We start from the raw sequence: 21,795 nt of genomic DNA on the forward strand, positions 1-21,795 counted from the left end.
ATGGTCACCGTAATCGCGTGTACGATGAGACCCTCATGCATCGATAACGTATTCGAGAATTACGACCGGCAGCTTTGGAAGGACAAACAAATGATTATCGTCTTGAATAACGACAAAATGGATATCGGGCCCTATCAGGAGCGGGCAAGCCAATATCCGGAGAACGAAATCAGAGTGATCCAACTTCCTCAAGAACACAAGCTCGGAAAATGCCTGAACTACGCCATAAATTTGGCCGAGGACGGCATCATCGCCAAGTTTGACGATGACGATTATTACGGACCCGCGTTTTTGCGTGAAACCGCCGGTGCTATCAAAAGCGGTAAAGCATCCATCGTAGGAAAAAATTCCTCTTTCCTTTACTTCGAAGCCAGTCGTTCGTTGATGGTTTTCCGCAAGGGGGGCGAAAATAAATACGTGCGCAGCATCAAGGGCGGCACGCTGGTCTTCCGGAAATCGGTCTGGGAGCGTGTCCCGTTTCCCGAGTTCAAAGCGGTCGGCACGGATTCCGGCTGGGTCGGGCGGTGCGTCCGCAGAGGCTTTCGAGTGTATTCCGTATCCAAGCGGCACTATGTTTGTATTAGAAGAAAAGATATCAAAAGCCATACGCAAAAGAAAAGCACGCGCCTCTATATGTCGCACTGCAAGCTTGTTCTTAAGACGAAGCATTACAGACGGTACGTAAATTAGGCATGGCATGCACAGTTAAAGCACGCGAGGTCAATCGGCCTTCGGGAGTTGGCCTTGCAACATTGCACCCTCAACGTTTCTATTGAATCCTATTTTCCAGCCAGCTTCACGCCCGGCCGAAAAAGAGCTCATCGTGATCATCAACGAAAACTAGCCGATCAACCCGGCGCGATTTATGCCGACATGCCCGACACTGTCCTTGGCGATGTAGCCATATAGGCGGCCAATACTTGAACTTGCATGCGGGCTAGTCTGTGGACAAAACAACAAAATGAAGATTACATGGGTGCTCCTAAATGAGCGTCCTTTTTTTACTTTTATCACCGAATAACACGCTGTATTTTGAATTTTCACATCAAATTCATATCAACTATTCATAAGCGGAACAGTTTCACCCTCTACAGACAAACTTTACAGTCCTTAGATCCGCTACAGACAAGGAATCCAAGCATTCCGTGTCACCCTTCTTTACACCTACCTATCTTTGTCACATGATTCGTATGCAAGCCCATATATTAGTGTAACAACAACTGTTAAGGGGCTGGATGGCAATGAGGAGTAAAGCGCGCAAGGTAGCGATCGTCGGGGTTGGCAATGTAGGTTCAAGCTGCGCGTATTCCCTTATCAATCAGTCGATATGTGATGAAATCATGCTTATTGACCGTACGCCGGACCGCGCGATCGCACAGGCGCTCGATATGACACACGGGATGGACTTCGTTCACAGCCGTACCAAAATATACACAGGCACATATGAGGAATGCTCGAATATGGATGTGGTCATCTTATGCGCCGGAGGCTATCCGCCGAAAGGTCAAGACCGGATGGGCATGTTAATCTCGATCACTGACATTTACAAACATATTATTCCGCAGATTATGGACAGCGGATTTAGCGGTATTTTTCTCGCAGCTGCTAACCCAGTTGATGTCGTTACTTATGTCGTATGGAAGCTGTCAGGGCTTCCCCGCAGCTCTGTCATTGGTTCTGGCACCTCCATTGATTCCGCTCGACTTAAAACACTACTCTGCGAACATTTCCCTGTTGATCCGCGAAGCGTCCACGGGTATGTGCTTGGCGAGCATGGGGAATCACAGTTCCCGGCCTGGTCACATGTGACGATTGGCGGGAAGCCGATTCAAGATATTTTGACCCAGCATCCGGTCAGGTTCGGCCATCTTAAGCTTGATGAGATTGCACTACAAACCAAAAACGCCGGCTGGGAGATTTATACCCGCAAAGGCTCAACACACTATGGCATCGGCAACGCACTTGCCTATATTACCCGCTCCATACTGTACGACGAGCATCGCATCATCGCTGTCTCCTCGGTGTTGGAGCAGGAATATAACCAGACTGGCATTGCAGCTGGCGTTCCCGCTATCATTACCCACAACGGTGTCAAAGAGATCGTCGAGCTGAATTTATCTCCGGAGGAAGAGCAGCAGATGATATTCTCGTGCAGCACGATTAGGAGTGCAATTGAGCAGTTGTCACTTGGATGATACAATGGTAGGCATCATTCCAAGTCTGGGAGAATCCTAACATGACATTAAATCAGTGTACCGATCTGCAGCTCCAAGAAGAGATCCAGCGCGGATGCTCCGTGCTTGTTCTATACCGCAGTACCTTTTGCACTCCCTGCCACACCATTGCAGGACAACTAGAGGCCGTCGCTCCTGCCCTTCGTCAGGAAATGACCGTTACATCGGTCAATATTGATCTTTTCCCGCAGACTGCCGCTCCTCTGGAGCTTCGTTCTGTCCCTGCCCTTGCGCTCTACAAAGATGGCCAGCCGATTACCGTTATGCGGACTTTTGTGGCCTGCCAATCGTTCATCAACATTCTGAGCAGTCGAACGAAATAATAGATTGATTTTTCAGATAATATCCAGTATGATGCTCGTTATAACTAATATCGAGGAACGGGACAGTATCCTTATGATGTTCATGAGCAGCGAGCCGGGGTGGTGAAAGCCGGTGATGACAATTAAGGGGAAGAGGACCCGGGAGATGGCTGGCCGAACCTTACAGTAGGCCCGCCCGGTTCAGTACCGTTACAACGGCGAGATGCTTATAACGACGCGACTTCCATAGTCCCTCAATAAGCAACAAGAGTGGTACCACGGATTCAACCCCGTCTCTTTCCGAGACGGGGTTTTTTATGTTTTCACAAACAATTTGGAGGTCTTCTTATGTTAAAAGAATTCATTGCGGCATCCTTAGCAAAGCATTGTTCTTTAAAAGAACAGCAATTGATTGAGCTCTTGGAATTCCCGCCTAACGAACAGCTTGGTGACGTCGCTTTCCCCTGCTTTGCTCTTTCCAAGACGTTAAAGCAAAGCCCTATTCAAATTGCCGAACAGTTAAGTAATTCTGTTCAAAACGAGCTGTGGACTGCAGAGGCTGCCGGTCCATATTTGAATTTCAAGTTTAACCGTGCTGAGGTTATTAAGCGGTTCGCTAATGAACACCGTGAGAAGGGTCTGCGTTTCCCCAATCTGGGGTCTGGCAAACGTGTCATTATCGACATGTCTTCTCCCAATATCGCAAAGCCGTTTGGCATCGGACATCTGCGTTCGACGATGATCGGAAACGCCCTTTATCGTCTGCTAGGCAAGGTGGGCTATGAACCGGTAAACGTTAATCATCTAGGCGACTGGGGAACCCAATTTGGCAAAATGATAGCTGCTTACCTTCATTGGGGAGAGCCTGCTCAGAAATCCGAAGACCCGATTAAAGCCTATCTCGAGCTTTACGTCCGTTTTCATGAAGAAGCAAAGCTCCATCCCGAGCTGGAGGATGAGGCGCGTGAATGGTTCGTGAAGCTGGAAGCCGGTGATCCGGAGGCGCACAGCTATTGGCATCTTTTCATCGATGACAGCCTTGCAGCGTTTAATCAGCTATACGACCGTCTTGGGGTTTCCTTCGATCATTATCTTGGAGAAAGCTTCTATAACGATAAAATGGACGCCGTCGTCGAGCAGTTGTCACAGCTTGGGCTGCTTGAGGAAAGTGACGGTGCTTTGGTCGTCCGTCTTGATGAGGAGGGACTGCCGCCATGCATCATCAAGAAATCGGATGGTTCCTCGATTTATGCGACCCGTGATCTTGCAACGGCGATTTACCGGCATGAACAGATGCGTGGAGACGAGTTGCTGTATGTCGTAGGTGCAGAGCAGTCGCTGCACTTCCGCCAGCTATTCCTAGTGCTGGAGCGGATGGGCTTCGACTGGGCGAAGCAATGCAAGCATATCCCGTTTGGATTGATGCTGATGGATGGGCAGAAAATGTCTACTCGCAGAGGGAAAGTCGTCTTCCTTGAGGATGTATTGGATGAAGCATCAGCGCATGCGCTGCGCATAATCGAAGAGAAAAACCCTTCTCTCACCGATAAGGGTGAAGTTGCCGAGGCGGTTGGCGTAGGTGCCGTTATCTTTGGCGACTTGTTCCATTCACGGCTGCATGAAGTGAACTTCTCACTGGAGGACATTGTTAACTTCGAGGGTGAGACTGGGCCATACGTACAATACACCTACGCCCGGACGCAAAGCTTACTGCGCAAAGCAGGCTTGCAGTCCGAAGCAGCTGGTACAGCGGCAATATCCGACTTCAGCTTCGTTTCTAGCGATTACGCCTGGCCGCTTGCCAAAGCTCTGATGCACTACCCCGATGCCCTTTCCCAAGCCACACAGCGGTATGAGCCATCGGTCGTCGCCCGTTATCTAATCGAATTGGCACAGACGTTTAATCGGTTCTATCATCATGAGAAGATCATTACCGGTAACATAGCCGAGCAAGGGGCGAAGCTCGTGCTTGTCCAGATGACGGCAGAATGCCTTGAGGATGGGCTGAAGATGCTTGGGGTTAAGGCTTTAAAAGAGATGTAAATCAAAAGGGGCAGGTTCGCTATAGCGAACTTGCCTCCATACTTTATTCTCCAGCCTGCTTAATCATACTCTCAGCAATCCGTATCATATCCTTCCGGGTTAGTTCGCTGCCCATACTATCCATAATCGTATAATAGATGTTCTTCTGCTCATCATACCAGAACAAATAGTGAGGGATATCAGCACCCTGACTGTCGTCGCTCCTATAGAGAGCCTCTTGTCCCCCGATCCGAACGGTCTCTGAGGTAGCGGAAGCTGACTGAGCTACGGTTGCCTTTCCTCCATGCTGCGGAATGTCGGGACCAATCTGAGCCATTAAGTTTAGTACAGTGGATCCGTTAGTAAAACTTAAATTCACACCAAGTGTATTCGTCCAGTCCACTGGTTCGACAATAAGCTTATCCGCTCCCTTTTCTGCGGCTACCCGTTCCAAAAGCTTCTTCTGCAGCTTATCGTAGGCGGAGTGATCCTTGTCACCGCGCATCGGTGGCCTCGGAGAGATCTGCCCATGTTTGAACACATAACCTTCCGGCAGGTAATCCGGCATCTCTAACCGTGGCCCTGATAATTGCCGCAATTTCTGTACATAATCATCGTAAGATCTGTAGGAAAGGTTAAACTCGAACTTGATTGGATTAGTCTTGTCGTATCCATTCGAATTCAACTTGTCATCATTAATATAATAGGCGAGCATTTGCCCCGGCTTCAGCAGCTTCAACACCCGCTGGCGGTAAGCATCGAGCTGTTCGGCTATATCTTTGGGCAGAGGGTAAATTGGAGTTTCAGCGACTGCTTCAATAACTGTCCGGCCATTAGAATCATGAATTTGCACATACTCCGTAGCGGCATAAGCTGTCAGCGATCCTATCAACATGACTCCAGTAATAGCAGTTATAGCCGCTGAGCGACGGATCGGCCTCCGGCGCCTGCCGGTTGGGTCCTTATTGCTCAGCTGATTAATCCGTTCCATAACGGATTGTGTGATGTCTATGTCCGGATAATCAGCCTCCGTTTTCGCGTAACGGATTAAAGCTTCGTTTTCAACAGTGATCGTTGTACGATCCATTCCTTCTCCCCCCCCTTCTCCAGCATATCCCGTACTTTCTGTTTGGTCCTTGCGATTCGTTTCTTAACCGATTCTGGACTTTTACCGATAATGGCTGCTATCTCCACACTTGTCCTTTCCTCGAACACACTTAGAACAAGCAGATTATGCTCCACAATAGAAAGACGCTTTAAGACAGAATCAAGTGGTGGGCTGAATAACTGTCGATCTACGATCTCTTCAGGACTCGCTACTGATTTGTCCGGCTGGAACAAAGCGCGCTTATGTAGTTGCAAACGACGCCTTCGAAGAGCATTTAAGCAGTGCCGGTAGGCGATCTTGTATAACCATGCTGAGAACCCGGCCGTTGGCCTATAGCTCTGAATCGACTGATACGCTTTTACGAAAATATCCTGTGCCGCGTCCTCTGCCTCCTGCTCGTTCTCGAGCATCCTGCAGCAGTATATAAAAATTCGGCGTTGGTACAATTCGACGATTGCCGCATAATTCTCAGTACGCCCATCTTGTACCGAGACAATCCACTTCTCAATCATTTCCGTATCCGTCTATGCCTCCCCCTTTCCTTTCCATTTGTTCTATATAACACCTCGCCTATGCTCCAAGGGGACATTATTTTAAAACCTGTTAATTTTCAAGCTTACCGCAACCTTCCTGGTTTTTCCATTGTATATAATTATAGGTTTATCAATCCATTCAATGATCGGACTGAAAGCGGGGAATCTCGATTTGAATTGGAAAAAGACATGGAAATTGGCGGTAGCTATTTTTCTGATTATTACCCTAGTCACAGCATACTGGTTCTACCATAACCGCAGCGAAGCGGTGTACCAACGAATCATTAATCAGGACGGTTACAGCTTGTCTCTTGTTAAGGAGGGCGTATCAGCTGAGTTCTTTCTGCAACCAGAATGGATTCCGGAGATTGGAGTGAAGAAGCTCAATCTTGTAATTGCAAAGAAATTCGATTCAGACATCATTCTAGATGAGATCGTAAAACGCGAAAACGACTTCTATATTCAGTTGGATATTAGACCACATCCGAATAAATCTTCCGGGCAGTTGCTAAGTACTTCTCTAATCACAAAGGGTTCTGTTCTTAACTCATCAGGCTTTGAGTGGCAAGTCACCGATACCTCTGGAAAAGATATACTTGGGGATAGCTATGGCGCAGGTGAAGGGCCAGGGAATCTAACCTCTATCAACATCAGAAATACCGAGCTTGAGAAGTTTAATCAGGGAGCAAATATCCGCTATACGGGCTATTACTTGTATGGATACCAGCAGTTAAATGGAACGTCTTCCTCGATCTGGCTCCCTATCCTCTTTATTATACTGGTTGTTGGTAGTCTGATTGTGCTCTACCGGAAGCGCTCAGAACCGGAAAACAACTTGGTGTGGAAGCTTATCGGCCATTTGCTGATTGGAGGATTTACGTTTGGTGTGAATCATGTTCGGCTGCCGATCGGCTTTGCTATATACCTGTTATGCTTCCGAAAGCCAAGGCCCAATCATTCCATTAAACATCAAGCTGCGCTGCTTGGCTTGCTTATGTATATCTTGCAGTTAACGGTGCCTTCGATCGTTAATCATTACAATTCAGAGGCTAAACACACTGTCCTCCAACATGTATCTATTGAGGAGTTTGGACTTGAAGGGGTATGGAAAATGGTTGCAGCCCGTGCCACAATTAGTGATCAGGCGAGGATACTGGGCTTTGAGACGATACTTACTGACAACGACGAGGTTAAGGAACTGGAAATCCAATTGGTGGATGTGGATGCCAAAGGCCGCTACATTCATACAGCGGCTGTTTACCATGCTTCGAATCACTCGGTTGATCTGAAGCACAGCTCGACGAAAGAATGGTTACAGTTTCCTAGACAGCTCTTGGCTGATTATTTCTTCGAGCAAATCCAGAGCCTTCAGTTGATGAAATTAAAACCTACAGGCGGCGATCATCGGTATGTGAAGCTGGAGCTAATGGAGGAAGGTCAGCAATGGAGTTATGCAGTGAAGGGCGAGAACAACTTCGGCGTTGATGAAAAAGGGGTCTATACGATCTTTGACGAGCAGCTTCCGGTGACGGCTAATCACATGATGGTATGTGCACCACAAACTCTGGATCCCACCTCCTACTGTGATGACACTGCACAATATTACTTTCGTATCGTAGCAGGTGGAGCTCGGGAATAACATTATAACTCTGTATGAAAACGACAAACGGCTTCGTCCCAGCGATGAACCGACGCTGTCTTAATAGACAGTATCGATTCACGCTTAGACGAAGCCGTTTCATCATGTTATAAAGCTTAAGCTCTCATGGATGCAGGAATCAATTCATTCTCAGTCACTTGACGGTCAAAAAAGGCTGCATTTTTCTCAAAGCAGTTGCAGTAGTAGTCTTTCATGCACAGCGGGCATGGAACGTTGAGCAGACGAGTTACGCCTGTCAAATGCCACTCAGGCTTGGAGTTGTAGAAAAGTCTTGCTTTGGAACCGTCTGCAAGCGTCATAATGTACTGGAATAAACCGGATTTCATGTCTTTGTCCGCTAAGGTTACGCTCTTAATTTGAAGTTTCGAATTCAAGATTTTCACCCTTACTGTTCGTATTCAAGCTTGTGTAATAATACCCTTTATAGCGCCCGAAGTCAATATTTACGCCCTAGCACGAGCTACTGTACAAAATTTTGTAACAGTTATTAAATTAGAGTATAATCTAGTTTACACATACTTACTTGCATAGGAGGTGCAGCGCACTCATGATCAAACTGGGTATTCTCGACCAGTCTCATATTAACGAAGGACAGACTGCAGCAAGCACTTTGAAAGACACCACTCGTCTGGCACAGGAAGCCGACAAACTCGGTTACGGCCGGTACTGGATTTCGGAACATCATGCAGGACGGATGTTATCCTTCTCTAGTCCGGAAATTCTAATCGCCCATCTGGCAGCAGCTACATCACGCATTCGTGTAGGCTCCGGCGGCATTATGCTCCCCCATTACAGCTCCTACAAAGTTGCAGAAAACTTTAAGCTGCTCGAAGCGCTTTATCCTGGTCGGATTGATGTTGGTCTTGGCCGTGCTCCCGGCGGTATGCCGATAGCTACAAGAGCGCTGCAGGAAAACAAATACGTTGATATTAACAAGTATCCACAACAAATCATGGATTTAATCGGATATTTGCGCGGCAAGCAGCCGGAAGGCCATCCTTTTGCCGGTTTGCATGCAGCCCCTGCCATCGAGCAGATTCCCGAGGTTTGGCTGCTTGGGTCCAGCTACGAGAGCGCACGTATTGCCGCCCAGCTTGGAACCAGCTACGCCTTCGCGCAGTTCTTCGGTACACCGGGTGGAGAAGCAGCGATGAAGCATTACCAAGAAAACTTTGAGCCGTCTGTCATTAATGAGAAGCCGCATTCGATGGTTGCTGCTCTTGCGATCTGTGCAGATACACCGGAAGAGGCGAATGAATTGGCGCTTAGTACCGACCTCTTCTTCCTCCTTCTTCAGAATGGCGTTGATCAGATCAGCTTCCCTTCTGTTCAAACCGCCTACGACTATCCCTATACGGAGGCCGATCTGTACCGCATCAATTCCGCGCGGGAACGCCGGATTATCGGTACGCCGGACCAGGTAAAAGCTGGTATTCTACAGCTTGCAGAGCAATACAACGCCGACGAGGTACTCGTCATGAGCTCGATCCACAACTTCGACGCGCGTGTGAAGTCGTATCGGCTGATCGCTGAGGCGTTTGGTCTGCAGGGGTCTAAGTAAGCTGCCGGCTACATTGGATTCCATCCAGTAAAATGAACACTCAAAAGAGGCGAATAGAAGCTGCGTTGGATTCTATCCAGCGTTTTGCGTTCTATTCGCCTCTTTGCTTCTAAAGCAGCTGATTGCGTTGGATGAAATCCAACCCAGCAGTAACTGGACAAGTTGACAGCAGATTGTGCTGTACAAAATCCAACATAACTTCAGAAGGAATTACACCAGCACCAGACTGCAGCAGAACGCGGCTAGTGTGGCGGAGTCAGACTGTCTACTATTCCTCGTAGATCATTTTCCGCGTCATACCTCCGTCGATTACCATATTGATGCCGGTTACGAAATCATTGGCCGGATCGGTTAAATAAAAGCATGCTCTGGTAATGTCGTCAGGCCTGCCGACACGTCCTGCAGGATGCTGCGAATGATCTTCTGGACGTAGCGCATCGTAATCTCCATTCTCGATCCAGCCCGGGCTGATTGCATTCACCCGTATATGATCGGGACCTAGCGACACAGCAAGCGCATGTGTGAGCGCGACGATCCCGCCTTTTGACGCCGCATACGCTTCAGAGTTAGGCTCGGACATTAGCGCACGTGTTGACGCCAAATTGACGATCGCTCCTCCTCCATGCTGACGCATCTGCTTGGCTGCTTCCTTAGCACATAAGAACGTGCCGCGCAGGTTTGTGTTTATTACATAATCCCATTCGTCCAAGGCCAGGTCATAGGGGGATTTCCAAATCCCTAGTCCCGCGTTATTGATCAGCACATCTACTCGTCCTAATTGCTCTTCAATGGCCTGAAAAGCCTCTTCAATCGCCTCCGGTCGGCTAATATCTGCCGTAAAAGCAGCAGCCTGCCCTCCCGCAGTTACAATGCTTCTTACCGTCTGCTCCACCAGTTCCGCGTCACGTTCGACAGCCGCAACACGTGCACCTTCGGCTGCATAACCAGCAGCAACTGCAGCTCCGATCCCTTTGCCCGCACCGGTAATGACAACAACTTTCCCATCAAACCTCATCTTCATCTATACCCCTTCCCTAATAAAGCATTCGCCACAAATAAAATGTCGCATAAGACTCCCAGCCCTTCCAGCCTTCCGCCATCTGCCTAATCTCTTTAATCGTTGGCTTCACACTGCTTCCGGTAAGGGCTTTAATTGAGTTATGCAGACCTACATCCGCGATTGGAAAAGCATTCGGAAGCCGAAGGCAGCGCATAAGCGCATAATTGGCTGTCCAAGGCCCGATGCCGCGAATGCCTGTCAACCTCTTCTCTATGGTCTCAAAATCGCTAAGTGCCAACAGCTGCCGCTTGCTTAATGATCCATCCGCCATCAATTGCGCAACACCAATCAGATACTCGGATTTTTTGACTGACATCTGCATAGGGGCCATATCCTCCGAATTTAACGCCGCAATTGTCTCGGGAACCGGGAACCGCCAGAATGTCCGATCTTCCCGCTCAGTACTTTGTCCATAGACCTCCACAAACCTGCGCTTCAGCCTGTAGGCAAACGTCAGATTAATCTGCTGTCCGATAATCCCCCAGCATAACGCCTCGAATAGATCAGGAATCCCAATATTCCGAAGGCCGTGGAAACGATTGATTGTTTGACTAAGCAGAGAATCCTGACGGGCCATCTCGTAAAATGGCAGCAGATCATGATCGAAATCAAACCATTCCCTGATAAAAGCCTTTATTTCCATCTGCCGCTGCTCACTAACCGTTTCCTCACCAATTATCCGCACAAGAAGAGTTCCGCCATCAGTGGACTCCCCGATCTCAACTACCGCTGGCTCTTCCCCTATTGGGATAAGCCGATAAACCTTATCGCCTTCCACCTGATATAACGGCTCGTTTGGTGATCGCTGCAGGTAGCTGATTGTCTCACCATAACTAAAAGGCTCTGGCACCTGTATTTGAAGCAGAGCTGACTTCGTCATGGATATCCTCCTTTTATGTGCTAATACAATTAATTCTACTACGACTATTCAACCATACCAAACAGACCGGCTGCTTTCGTATTCTTGCGGTTTCATTCGCACTTGCTAACGAATCCTTCCCCATTCGAGGTATACTGAGCGTAGAGGTGACAAAAATGGAAAATAGCATAACAGCCTGCATTCCGGAAGACAAATGGCTTGCCGTTCTGTCGAATGACAGCACTTATGATGGGCAATGGTATTATGGAGTGACCACAACGGGAATCTTTTGCCGGCCATCCTGCAAGTCCAAGCCTCCTAATCGTGAGCATATTCGAATTTTTCATCATGCAGAGGAAGCCATGTCTAAGCAATTTCGTCCATGCAAACGATGCAAGCCCGCTTCGCAGCTGCTGCCGGATGAAGAATGGGAGGGTCAGGCGCGCACTTATATCGAACAGCATTACAACGAGCCGCTTACCTTATCGGTGCTTGCAGATGTGCTTCACTTGAGCCCTTACCATTTACAGCGAACCTTCAAAAGATTAACGGGTGTAACACCCGCTGCCTATATTCAGCAAATCCGAATTCAAGAGGCGATGAAACTTCTTGCCTCCTCCGACTTGCCTATTACGGACATAGCAGGTCAAGTAGGCTTTATGAACGCGGCTCATTTTGCAACAAGATTTCAAGCTATAACTGGACTAACCCCATCCCAATACCGAGGAGCTGAATTTGAACGATGACTAAAAACGTATATTGGACCCTGCTTCAACATGATGATTGGAACCTGCATTTGGCCGCTACAGATAATGGCCTCTGTTATGTAGGCTCGCAAGGAGCCTCCTTCGATGAGCTGGCCGAATGGGCGGAAGCCCGCCTTCCGGGATATGAATTAGTGCGGCATGATACGGAGATGGAGCGGTATACACATGAGTTCTCACATTATTTCCAAGGAAGCCTGGATGTCTTCACTCTGCCTCTTGATCTCGTAGGTACTCCGTTCCAGCAGCGGGTGTGGCAAGCGATGAGCGAGGTCCAATATGGCAACACAGCTGCCTATTCCGAATTGGCTGAGACCATCGGCCGGCCGCAGGCTGCACGTGCAGTAGGGGCGGCAGTAGGCGCCAACCCACTTCTGATCGTCCTTCCTTGTCACCGGATCGTTGGCAAGACGGGATCGATGACCGGCTACCGCGGAGGCTTACCGATGAAGACAGCCTTGCTAGAGCTTGAGCAAAAGCGCGGCTAACGCATCGTTCGAGCTGGAGTCGATTCATCAACGCTTCGAAAGCAAAAAAGGACGCGATTCGGCGTCCTTTTTCTAATTAACAAGTACTCTATTAAGCCCTTGTCATGCGAATAGTCTCGCCCTTTGCCGTGTCCAGCTCAAGAACCGGCCCTTCCAGACTTTCTTCGCGTTCGCCGATCCGGCAAATCGCTCCACCTTCCCACGGATTGTAAGCCCGCAGCCGCGAACCGGCTTCACTGACGATTTCTACCGCCTGCACCTGCCCATTCTCGAAGGCTGCGCTGACGAGGAATCCGCCGACGGCCCGCAGGGTCTCGAAGGAAGCCCGACGATCCGGAGGCCAATTCGGGAACAGCCGGATGATGCCGTTATAGCTCTGCATCAGGCACTCGTTGATAACAGCAGGAAGCGCGAAGTTCTCAAACCAGATGCCCATCGGAGCCATGTAATCGAACGGGGTCGTATCCGAATACCGCCCGCCGGATTCCAGCAATTTGTCCGTGCATGTGCCATTGGGCAACAGGCAGTAGTTGATCTGTCGTTTGAAGCGCTCCAGATCTAACTGCCCAAGCCGCGCGCCGGCCATATGGTAGAAGACGAGCTCATTGCCCCCTTCGTTACGGTGATTATGATACGAATTGACCGCGACCTCGTAATCCTCCGGCGAAGAATGCAGGCCATGCTCCTCTCCCGGGAACACGGTCGTTATGCCGTTCGGCACGTTATACACGACTTCGGGATCCTCGCCTGGTACAGATACGAATACGGTACCCCGCTGCGACTCTGCAGTCGGATAATCCGGGAATCTGCCTAGCACCTCGCGGATCTCGTCAAGCAACACAGCCTCCTCTTCTTCCCACCCTAGCGCTTTGCACGCCTTCTCGAAGGCGTGGAACAAAAACTTCGTTAGGGTCAGATCGACGATGCAGTCGTGGTTCTTCTTGAAGCCAGGCGTCAGCTCGTACAGCTCCGGCACGACAGTCGGGAACACATGGTAACGGTCATCTCCCCAAGCCTCGCCCTGAGCGTCCGGCCGCTTCATATAATCAACCATGAACAAGGCTGCTTCCTTCATCGGCACGAAGGCGCGCTCTTCCAGAAAAGTCCGGTCCATCGTGTAAAGGTAATGCCACCAAAGGCTTTGCACCGTCCACGGCGTCTCGCATACCTCCCAGCCCCAATGCGGAACAGGATACGGCATAACTTTCATTTCGACTGGATAAGCGGAATGCGGGAAATATGCCCCACGCAGGCCGTAATAGTCCTTGGCCCATTTGCGGCTGATCGGAAGCACATGCTCAACCATGCTGACGTACGCCAAATGCTTATCGATATGATTGCTGGAAAAAGCGAGCCAGAACGGCTGCTGTGTGTTGTAATTCATATGATAGTCGCCATGCCATTCGGATCCGATCTTGCCATAGCTCCAATTCGAGAACAACCCCGGGCAAGTCGCATCCGGCTTAACGGAACAGTGGAAAAAGTACAGATTGCGGTACCATACCTGCTCGAGAAAATCATCCTCGAGAGTCACGCTTGACCGCGACCAGTATTCGCTCCAGCTAGAGCAAGCCGCCGTGAAAGCGGAAGTAAAGGCCTCCCTGGATGGAGTGACCTTCGTCAGCGCTTCTTCGGATACATCGGCATCCAGCCCCTCCTCCAGCTCGACGCAGACGATGAAACTGTCGCTTGCCGCAAGCTTCGCTTCGAGCCCTTCGACGTTACCCGCAAGCTCGGCGGATGCAGCCACAGTCACGGATAGCCGGAAGGCCCGATCCCGAGTATCACCTGCGCCCCAGTCCGCCTCCCAGCGGGAGTAAGGCAGCCTTTGGCGGAACGTTAACCTTCGCGAGGAGTGGTCGACGAAGCCTAGCGGACTCGGCAGCTCTTCCGGTGTATTTGGATCTGGGATAAGCTTAATCCGATTAAACAGCGACGCGGCGAGGTCCGGCCGGTCCGACTCTCCGAATGCGATCCATAAGCGATCTGCCTCCTGATCGACGAATAGCTGCACCGAAACGGGATGGCCCTCCACTAAAAATCGGATTTCGCATAAGCCGTTCCCGATGCGGAGCGTATGCCCAAGCACCTCTACCCTGCGCCGGTCGAAGCCCAGCAGCAGTGAACCACACGGCATTGGACGGGGATAAGGATTATTGTAGTTCTCACTCGTCATCGCGACGTAATCGCGATACCAGTCCTCCTCGCTTAGCGATTTGAAGTCTGCTGGAATTTGCTTCAGCCTAGCGAACAGGCTTTCGAAATTCCCGATTTCATCAAGGTGGTCCTCAGCAATTCGAATATCCCATACGTTGTTATGGCCAAAATGGATGACGACAGCATCGGGGCGGGTCGTTACGACCGCCCCCATACCTCCGTTGCCCAGCAGTCCCCCTTCGAAAAAGGTCGGTGCCGGCTTGCTGTAAATCAAATCATGTCTGCTCATTCGTTCATGTAGGTTCAACCCTTTGACCTCCGCTTCACTATCTCGTTACTCGGCCCATTGTTCGCCGCCGCCAGTCCGCGCCTTGAACGTGTGTTTCGTTGTCGCTTCGACGATATCGCCATATGCCCAGTGGCTTGGCTGCACGTCCTTCCAAGGGGATGGATCTACACCTTCGAGTGGTCCTCTATCGAGGATCCGGTTAATGATGGTCACTGCTTCGGCACGCGTCAGCGCGTTATTTGGTTTAAATGTACCGTCCGCATAGCCATTCATGATTCCTGAAGCCTGCACGGCCTGAATATGCGCCTTCGCCCATGAGCCTTCAATGTCCGCAAAGCCTTTGCCTTCGCCTACAGGCTTTTCTATAAGCAGCGATGCCAGCTTCGCCATTTCGGCGCGGGTAACCAATCGTTCCGGTCCGAATCTGCCGTCGCCGTAGCCTTGCATCAGGCCCATCTTCGTCACAGCTTCGATTGCCTTTTTAGCCCAATGGGAAGAGCCCACGTCGCTGTAAACAAGCGCCGTTTCACTCGCATCAAGCTCAATTACCCTTGATAGAATCGCTGCGATCTCGGCGCGGGTGATGTTGTTATTCGGCCTGAAGGAGCCATCGTCATAACCATTCATATAGGCCGTATGTTGTTCAGTAGAGGACGGCGTTCCCGGATTGCCGGAGTTATCAGGCGTTGGGGTTGGCGTCACGGTATCCGCTTTGACGATGAAGTCGAGGCCGTCCACAAGCATTTCGGCGCCCGATTTTTTAACCACCTTAACGGTATGAACGCTGTTGCTAAGCCCGGACAGACTATACACGGATTGCTTCGTCAACCGGCTTGTATGGTAGGTATCCACAGTCTTCTTTCTCTCTCCATCCACGTACACATCGATCTCACCCTGCGAAGGCCCCTTTGGCATGATCAATTCCAGCCCGGTTCCCTTAAACGCATACTCGTAATAATCGCCGTCGGTCACCGTGTAATGCACATCGTTGTGACGGTCGCCCCCGAAGGAGAATGTCAGGCTGACCGAGCCGCTCGGCTGAGCCGCCAAATATTCCTTCTTGATCGTAACCTGACTGCCCGACATCGTATAATCTACTCCCGCTGTCAAGGCCACTCCACCGTTCGCGATGCCGATCAGGTTACTGCCGTCCACAACAAGTGTCGTTGTTATATCAGCAGCACCAGCCTTATCGAAGCCAGCTGAATCCGGGCCTAATAGATCGGCCGTCTTCACCTTGAATTGATCCAGCAGCATGTAGTAGCCCGATTTCTTGATCGCCTTAATCGTGTGCGTGCCGTCGCTCAGCCCATTTATGCTGTATACGGACTGAAGCACCTGCTTGCTATCATTGTAAGTACTAATCGTTTGCTTGAATTCGCCGTCAATATAAATATCCATATACCCTTGCGACGGATCCTTCTCCGTAATCAGTTCAATGCCCGTACCAGAGAACGAATATTCCAAGTAGTCATTGTCTTTCTCGGTGTATTGTACATCGTCCTTGTAGTCGCCAAGGCCTCTGTTCCGACTGCTCTGCCAAGCACCTTTATACGAAATACCAGTATCGTCGTTATTTACTGCAACATAACGACCTCTGTCCGAATCGCTCACGGTGACCGCCAGCGTCTGCGGCACCCCATCGCTGAACGTCAAGGTCAGGTTCGTCATCCCATTCGGCTGCTTCGCGAGATATTCTTTCTTGACGGTCACAACGTTGCCGGAAAATGTATAGTCAACGCCTTCCGTCAGATCAGCGGCCCCATTAGACACGCCAGTCAGGCTATTGCCGTTGAGTGCGATCGCAGTTGCTACGTCTGCCTGCAAGGAAGTCTTCTTGTCAAAGCTTCGCTGTGACGGCGTAATCGAGCTGTTCTTCGGCGTCGAGTCGCTCACTGTAATCGAGAGCTTCTGCGAAGCGCCTCGGTCGAAGACGAAGGTCAGGCTTGTGACGCCGACCGGCTGCGCTGCCAAATAATCCTTCTTAAGTGTGACTAGACTATCCGTTACATCGTAGTTGGTGCCTTCCTGTAAGAGCGTGGCGCCATTCGAAACGGAGCTAAGCACATTGCCTGCCAAATCCATTGTAACCGTAACATCCGCCTGCGCTTCCTGCTTCTTGTCGAAGCTGCCGCTCGTTGGACTGATCGTGCTGTTCGAAGCCGACGAATCACTGACGACAACGGTCAGTGTCTGCGTCGCGCCTTGAGCGAATGTGAACGAGAGAGCGGTCGTGCCGACCGGCAGAGATGCCAAATATTCCTTCTTCAGCGTAACCTCGTCGTCCGCTGCTGTATAATCGGTATCCTTCGCGAGCGTAGTCGCACCGTTCGTGATCCCGCTGAGACCGCCGCCCGTGCCCGGTGCCGCGATCGTGACGTCTGCTTGTGCACCTTCTGCTTTATCGAAGTTTACGACAGCTGGACTAAACTGATCCGGGACACTTACAACGAACCGGTCGAGCAGCATGAAGATACCGGATTTTTTGACGGCCATCAACGTATGCTCGCCATTAGGCAGCCCCGTGATGTTGTAGACCGGCTGCTGCGCCAGTCGACCGAGGTTTGATGTGCTAACCGTCTGCTTAAACTCACCGTCCACGTATATATCCATGTCGCCCTGCGAAGGGTCAAGCTCCGTTACGTACTCGACTCCCGTTCCCGTGAACGTAAATTCGATGTAGTCCTGGTCATTCTTTTCTGCAAAATGGACGTCATCCATAAAATCGCCTAATCCCCGGTTGTAACTCCGATTCCAGGCGCCAGCATAATGAATGTCGGGGTGATCGTTGTTATAGGAAATCGTTCCGCCTGCGGATGTATCCCTGACGACCAACGCAACTCGCTGATCCTCACCGCCGTCGAACTCGAACTTGAGCTCAGACGTGCCCGTCGGCAACGAAGAGAGATAGCTCTTAGATATAGTGATTTGTGTATCAACCGCCGTATAATCGGTGCCTTCCGTCAGCGCTGTATTGCCCAGGCTTACTCCCGTCAAAACATTACCGTTCGGCGAGACCGTCAGGAGGATGTCGCTGCCCACCTTCTTGTCGAAGCTTACTGCGCCTGGCGTCACCCGGCTGTCCCGCGTCGTCGTGTCATTGACGGCTATGGCAAAGCTTTGGGCAGTACCGCCGCTGAAGACGAAGGACAAATTCGTCGTTCCGACTGACCGCGAGGCCAAATAATCCTTCTTAATTGTGATTACATTGTCCTCTACCGTATAGTCAGTGCCTGCCGCTAGTGCAGCTCCACCATTCGTAATGGCGACCAGAGTATTGCCATTCAGCGTCATTGTCGTCTGGACATTCTTCTGCTCAGACTCCTTCTTGTCAAAGCTTGCCGACACCGGGCTGATGGAGCTATTCTCTGCCTCCGAATCGCTTATACCGATCACGAGGTTCTGCTTGTCAGCCGCCATTTCCTTGCCGCCGTTGCGTGTCCATTCGCCCGTATACTTCATGGCGGTATCATCGTCGTTCACGGCGACCTTACCGTCCAATGCCGTTACCTTCAGAAGGCGCGAGCCATGCGATACGAGATCAGCCGAGCTGTAGCCACTCTCGAACTCGCCGAGCTCCTTATGGCTCCATAGATCGCGGACGGAAGCCGGACCTGTAAGACCAATATCGCTCCAATCAACGGATACGGTTGCCTTGTCCCCGCCTAGATTGAACAAGCCGACCGTATATGTCCCATCACCGTTATTGGCATACCACACCTGCTGCTCGGTACCGATCGACACCGGGCGTCCTGGATGTCCTGCCTGATTGACGGCGATAACCTCTTCGTTCGTAAGCAGCTCCAGACCGTAATCGTCCAGCTTGGTCATATCATTACCGATATATAACTGCGCCGACGAAATTGCCCAGAACGACATTGCTGTCTTGCGCTCATCCGGCGTAATACCGTCCATCGTACCGTTCCCGATGTTGAGTGAGTCGAAGTCGTTCCAGCCACCCGGGCCGGCATAACGCCAAAACTTCTCCGCTATCGGGAACAGCCGTGAGATATTCGGCCATGCGGTCAGGCCCCCGTTACCGCAATAGCATTCGATATCCCAATCGACACGCCACCCGTTGGCGTACTTTTTCCAGAAATCGATATACTTGATATCGAGCGCCCAGGACAGCTCCAGCCAAATATCATGCTGCTCAAGTGCCTGTGACCAGGCTTTCACGTCATCCCGCGCATCCAAAGACAAGTCACTAATGCCGGACCCCGGCGTGACGCTGTCGAACTTTAAAAAGTCGACGCCCCATTCAGCATAGAGATTGGCGATTGAATCGATGTATTTTTGTGCACACGGGCTGGAGTAATCGATCTTGTAGCCGAAGCCCCAATAGTCTGATCCCTTCGTAGGGTCGCCAATATCCTTCATCGAACAGCCGGGAGCATTATAGATGGGAAGATCCTGTTTGTAAGCATCCGGTGACAAGCCCGGAATACCGTACAGGCCGAACTTCTGCCCGTTCGCATGAACGTAGTCGATGACATCCTGCAGGCCATCGGGGAATAGCGTTGTGCTTGGAATCGGCCGTCCGTATCCGTCCATTCCTCCGTTCCACGCCGCATCCACGTTAATATATTCATAGCCGTACGGCTGCAGCTTCACATGCATCGCGTCCGACTGCGCCTTAATCTGCTCTGCAGTAATCCATTGACCGTTGCCGGAGTAGACCTGCATACTGTAGCTGCTCCAGCCCATATAAGGTTTTGCCGCCAATTCCTTCTTGGCCGCCTCTGCCACCCCGCTTCCAGGTGCGACGACACCAACACCGATACCGAACTGCGCCACCAATACGATAATCACCAATAACCGTGTTATCCTCATCCATCCGTTCAATCTTTCATCCCCTTTTCATCATAAATGGCAATCCGCTTAATTTCCCTCCCTAGGCAAATACCCGTTTACATGATGACAGCGCTTACTTTCGAGTCGATAATAGCTGAATGCACGCCTGCTCCAATAGGTACATTTTTTCATTTTCCGTACAATCCTCCTGCTTCGAGAGGGGCATTCACCCTTTCGGCGTACCAATTGCCGCAAATCAGATATAATGGTTGCATGACAGAGACACTTCATCACAGCCCATCAATCGTATCGCTGCTCCGGCTTCCCGAACCTGCCCGTGAAGAGCGATTCGATTATTCACGAACGTCAGATCCTTCGTGTAACGAGCATCAAGGACGGGTGCAGCCCTCATGTCGAATTGGTTGTCTTCGATCTTAATGTGGGCATGCACAAACGCCGGTTCTGTATTCTCGGGAGAAATAGCAATGACAGCATGATCCTCCTCGCCGCACTCAAAGAACGAATTACCCCGAATCGTCAGGTTATTTACACTCCCGGATTCATACCAGCTTCCGGCATCGCCCGCGACAAGCACCGCACTCATTGTGATCCTCTCAAATCGGTTTTCCTCAATTAATGCCCTCCGGCGAGTCGTAACCAACACACCACGAGTCGGGATGCGGGACATCTGGTTACGGACAATCTCCACCTCGGGTGCCCACGTCACGTTCTCCGCAACGTCGTCAGAACGCATATCCTGCGGCGCGTCCCTATCCAGCTTCACCCGCATGACGCGTGGCTCAAGGAGCTCCACTTCGGACACAACAGCTTCCGCGAAGCTGGTCAGCGTGCCAACACGAACAAATGCGATACGATCTCCTGGAAAAAACGCGGGAAAGCCGTAGGTTTGCGGGTGCATGAATCGAAGCAGCACCTCATCCGCCGCAGGCAGTCCCGCGACACGCATATACGTGCCATGCACATTAATAGCATCGTCATGTGCACCAACGAATCGGCTGTCCGCCACGCGGACAACTCCCCGGCAGCCCGATACATGGATGCAATCGGCGAAAGCCGCGACGGTCCGCCCTGTCTCCGGACGCGGAGCCAGCTCCATACGTTCGAATGATATATCCTCGCTGAATTGGCAGACAAGGCCAAGCCCATGCATGAAATGGACGCCAACATCGCTCCATGCAACCTTGCTGCTCTGGACGATAAGCGCGCCGACCTGGTCGCGAATGCCGTCTCTAGCTTGGAACACTCGCCCGACTGACGTCGTAGGCATGCACCCGGCCTCATAGAACAGCCGAAGCTTCCCTGGCCCTCTCTCCTCTACACGGACCGCCGAGGCCGATAAAATGCCAGTTCGCCATGTCGTATCCGTCAGCATGTCGTACTCCTGCATTGGCCCGTCCTGGAATCGCCATCCCTCGCCGAACCAATATAACGCTCCGCTTACGATTTCATACCGGCTGTCCGGATGAACCGCCATGTCAAGACAATTTGCACCTATCGCCTCCACAGTCATCTCGACAACCGTCGGATAAGCGAAATCCATTCGTAAATTACGAATGGCAATCTCTTCGCAGCTGTCGATTACGATCATCGTCTGCTTGCCATGGAAGACGAACAACGAGCCATTGCCGTCTAGCATCATGTTTCGTATGCCATTCAGCAAGATTCCAATCGTTCTTGTAACGTCAGGATTCTCCTCTTCACTGGCTGTATTTGAAATGTAGTACTTTGCTCTGGCCGCCTGCTCAGGGTAAAAATCATACCGTCCCCGCTCGCAAGCGAGCACAACGGGGCCTTCAATAACAGCAGCTGCTTCAAGTGCACCACGCATCGCCGCTGCCGCATCCTCTCCCGAATTCGGCCTGCCCCCGAAATCAGCCAATCGGATTACCACAGGAGAAATGTCCATTCAATCCCACCTCGCTTGTCGTTCTGCTCTGCTTGCA

16 protein-coding genes and 1 other annotated feature are annotated in these 21,795 nt (G+C 50.9%); of the genes, 8 read left to right on the forward strand and 8 right to left on the reverse strand.

Annotated features, from left to right (window positions below):
* The 4 genes from AC0YNT_RS19660 (at nucleotide 1) to argS (ending at nucleotide 4,579) form a co-directional block, all read left to right on the forward strand.
* Nucleotides 1–690, forward strand: coding sequence for a glycosyltransferase family 2 protein (locus AC0YNT_RS19660; protein ID WP_475806155.1), 690 nt, complete (start codon nucleotides 1–3; stop codon nucleotides 688–690).
* Between the two features lie 551 nt (nucleotides 691–1,241).
* Nucleotides 1,242–2,195, forward strand: coding sequence for an L-lactate dehydrogenase (locus tag AC0YNT_RS19665; RefSeq protein ID WP_475806156.1), 954 nt, complete (start codon nucleotides 1,242–1,244; stop codon nucleotides 2,193–2,195).
* 41 nt (nucleotides 2,196–2,236) lie between these two features.
* Nucleotides 2,237–2,557 (forward strand): thioredoxin family protein, encoded by a 321-nt coding sequence (locus AC0YNT_RS19670; protein WP_475806157.1) that lies wholly within the window; start codon nucleotides 2,237–2,239, stop codon nucleotides 2,555–2,557.
* Between the two features lie 44 nt (nucleotides 2,558–2,601).
* Nucleotides 2,602–2,837: a binding site (T-box leader), on the forward strand.
* A gap of 47 nt (nucleotides 2,838–2,884) precedes the next feature.
* A complete protein-coding gene (gene argS / locus AC0YNT_RS19675) occupies nucleotides 2,885–4,579 on the forward strand; it encodes an arginine--tRNA ligase (protein ID WP_475806158.1) in 1,695 nt (564 codons plus the stop codon).
* A 43-nt stretch (nucleotides 4,580–4,622) separates the two neighbouring features.
* Here argS and AC0YNT_RS19680 read toward each other — a convergent pair whose 3' ends face one another.
* Nucleotides 4,623–5,645, reverse strand: coding sequence for a DUF4367 domain-containing protein (locus AC0YNT_RS19680; protein WP_475806159.1), 1,023 nt, complete (start codon nucleotides 5,643–5,645; stop codon nucleotides 4,623–4,625).
* The gene (locus tag AC0YNT_RS19685) at nucleotides 5,606–6,178 is read right to left on the reverse strand and encodes an RNA polymerase sigma factor (RefSeq protein WP_475806160.1); all 573 of its coding nucleotides are present in this window, start codon (nucleotides 6,176–6,178) and stop codon (nucleotides 5,606–5,608) included. Before AC0YNT_RS19685 ends, AC0YNT_RS19680 begins: the two co-directional genes overlap by 40 nt.
* Nucleotides 6,179–6,371: 193 nt before the next feature.
* Between AC0YNT_RS19685 and AC0YNT_RS19690 the strand changes: the two genes are divergently transcribed.
* Nucleotides 6,372–7,838 carry a hypothetical protein gene (locus AC0YNT_RS19690; RefSeq protein ID WP_475806161.1) on the forward strand — a complete coding sequence of 489 codons (1,467 nt, stop codon included), beginning with the start codon at nucleotides 6,372–6,374 and terminating at the stop codon, nucleotides 7,836–7,838.
* A 116-nt stretch (nucleotides 7,839–7,954) separates the two neighbouring features.
* Here AC0YNT_RS19690 and AC0YNT_RS19695 read toward each other — a convergent pair whose 3' ends face one another.
* Nucleotides 7,955–8,233, reverse strand: coding sequence for a hypothetical protein (locus tag AC0YNT_RS19695; protein ID WP_167279166.1), 279 nt, complete (start codon nucleotides 8,231–8,233; stop codon nucleotides 7,955–7,957).
* Nucleotides 8,234–8,406: 173 nt separating this feature from the next.
* On the opposite strand from AC0YNT_RS19695, the gene AC0YNT_RS19700 reads away from it, so the two are divergent.
* Nucleotides 8,407–9,420: an LLM class flavin-dependent oxidoreductase gene (locus AC0YNT_RS19700; RefSeq protein WP_475806162.1), complete on the forward strand. Its 1,014-nt coding sequence runs from the start codon at nucleotides 8,407–8,409 to the stop codon at nucleotides 9,418–9,420.
* A 268-nt stretch (nucleotides 9,421–9,688) separates the two neighbouring features.
* On the opposite strand, the gene AC0YNT_RS19705 is transcribed toward AC0YNT_RS19700, so the two are convergent.
* Nucleotides 9,689–10,435, reverse strand: a complete 747-nt coding sequence (locus AC0YNT_RS19705) for an SDR family NAD(P)-dependent oxidoreductase (RefSeq protein WP_475806388.1) — start codon at nucleotides 10,433–10,435, stop codon at nucleotides 9,689–9,691.
* 19 nt (nucleotides 10,436–10,454) lie between these two features.
* On the reverse strand, nucleotides 10,455–11,360 hold the full coding sequence (locus AC0YNT_RS19710) for a DNA-3-methyladenine glycosylase family protein (RefSeq protein WP_475806163.1): 906 nt from the start codon (nucleotides 11,358–11,360) through the stop codon (nucleotides 10,455–10,457).
* A 155-nt stretch (nucleotides 11,361–11,515) separates the two neighbouring features.
* On the opposite strand from AC0YNT_RS19710, the gene AC0YNT_RS19715 reads away from it, so the two are divergent.
* Together AC0YNT_RS19715 and AC0YNT_RS19720 are read left to right on the forward strand one after the other, a co-directional pair.
* Nucleotides 11,516–12,085 carry a bifunctional transcriptional activator/DNA repair enzyme AdaA gene (locus AC0YNT_RS19715; RefSeq protein ID WP_475806164.1) on the forward strand — a complete coding sequence of 190 codons (570 nt, stop codon included), beginning with the start codon at nucleotides 11,516–11,518 and terminating at the stop codon, nucleotides 12,083–12,085.
* Complete coding sequence (locus tag AC0YNT_RS19720) at nucleotides 12,082–12,591, forward strand: methylated-DNA--[protein]-cysteine S-methyltransferase (RefSeq protein WP_167279162.1); 510 nt, start codon at nucleotides 12,082–12,084, stop codon at nucleotides 12,589–12,591. The genes AC0YNT_RS19715 and AC0YNT_RS19720 overlap by 4 nt, the downstream gene beginning before the upstream one ends.
* Nucleotides 12,592–12,682: 91 nt before the next feature.
* On the opposite strand, the gene AC0YNT_RS19725 is transcribed toward AC0YNT_RS19720, so the two are convergent.
* From AC0YNT_RS19725 to AC0YNT_RS19735, 3 genes are all read right to left on the reverse strand, one after another.
* On the reverse strand, nucleotides 12,683–15,055 hold the full coding sequence (locus AC0YNT_RS19725; RefSeq protein WP_475806165.1) for a glycosyl hydrolase family 95 catalytic domain-containing protein: 2,373 nt from the start codon (nucleotides 15,053–15,055) through the stop codon (nucleotides 12,683–12,685).
* Between the two features lie 27 nt (nucleotides 15,056–15,082).
* Nucleotides 15,083–19,882 (reverse strand): X2-like carbohydrate binding domain-containing protein, encoded by a 4,800-nt coding sequence (locus tag AC0YNT_RS19730; protein ID WP_475806166.1) that lies wholly within the window; start codon nucleotides 19,880–19,882, stop codon nucleotides 15,083–15,085.
* A gap of 205 nt (nucleotides 19,883–20,087) precedes the next feature.
* The gene (locus tag AC0YNT_RS19735) at nucleotides 20,088–21,758 is read right to left on the reverse strand and encodes a right-handed parallel beta-helix repeat-containing protein (protein WP_475806167.1); all 1,671 of its coding nucleotides are present in this window, start codon (nucleotides 21,756–21,758) and stop codon (nucleotides 20,088–20,090) included.
* Nucleotides 21,759–21,795 lie beyond the last annotated feature (37 nt).

This window comes from Paenibacillus sp. J22R56, from assembly GCF_056269375.1.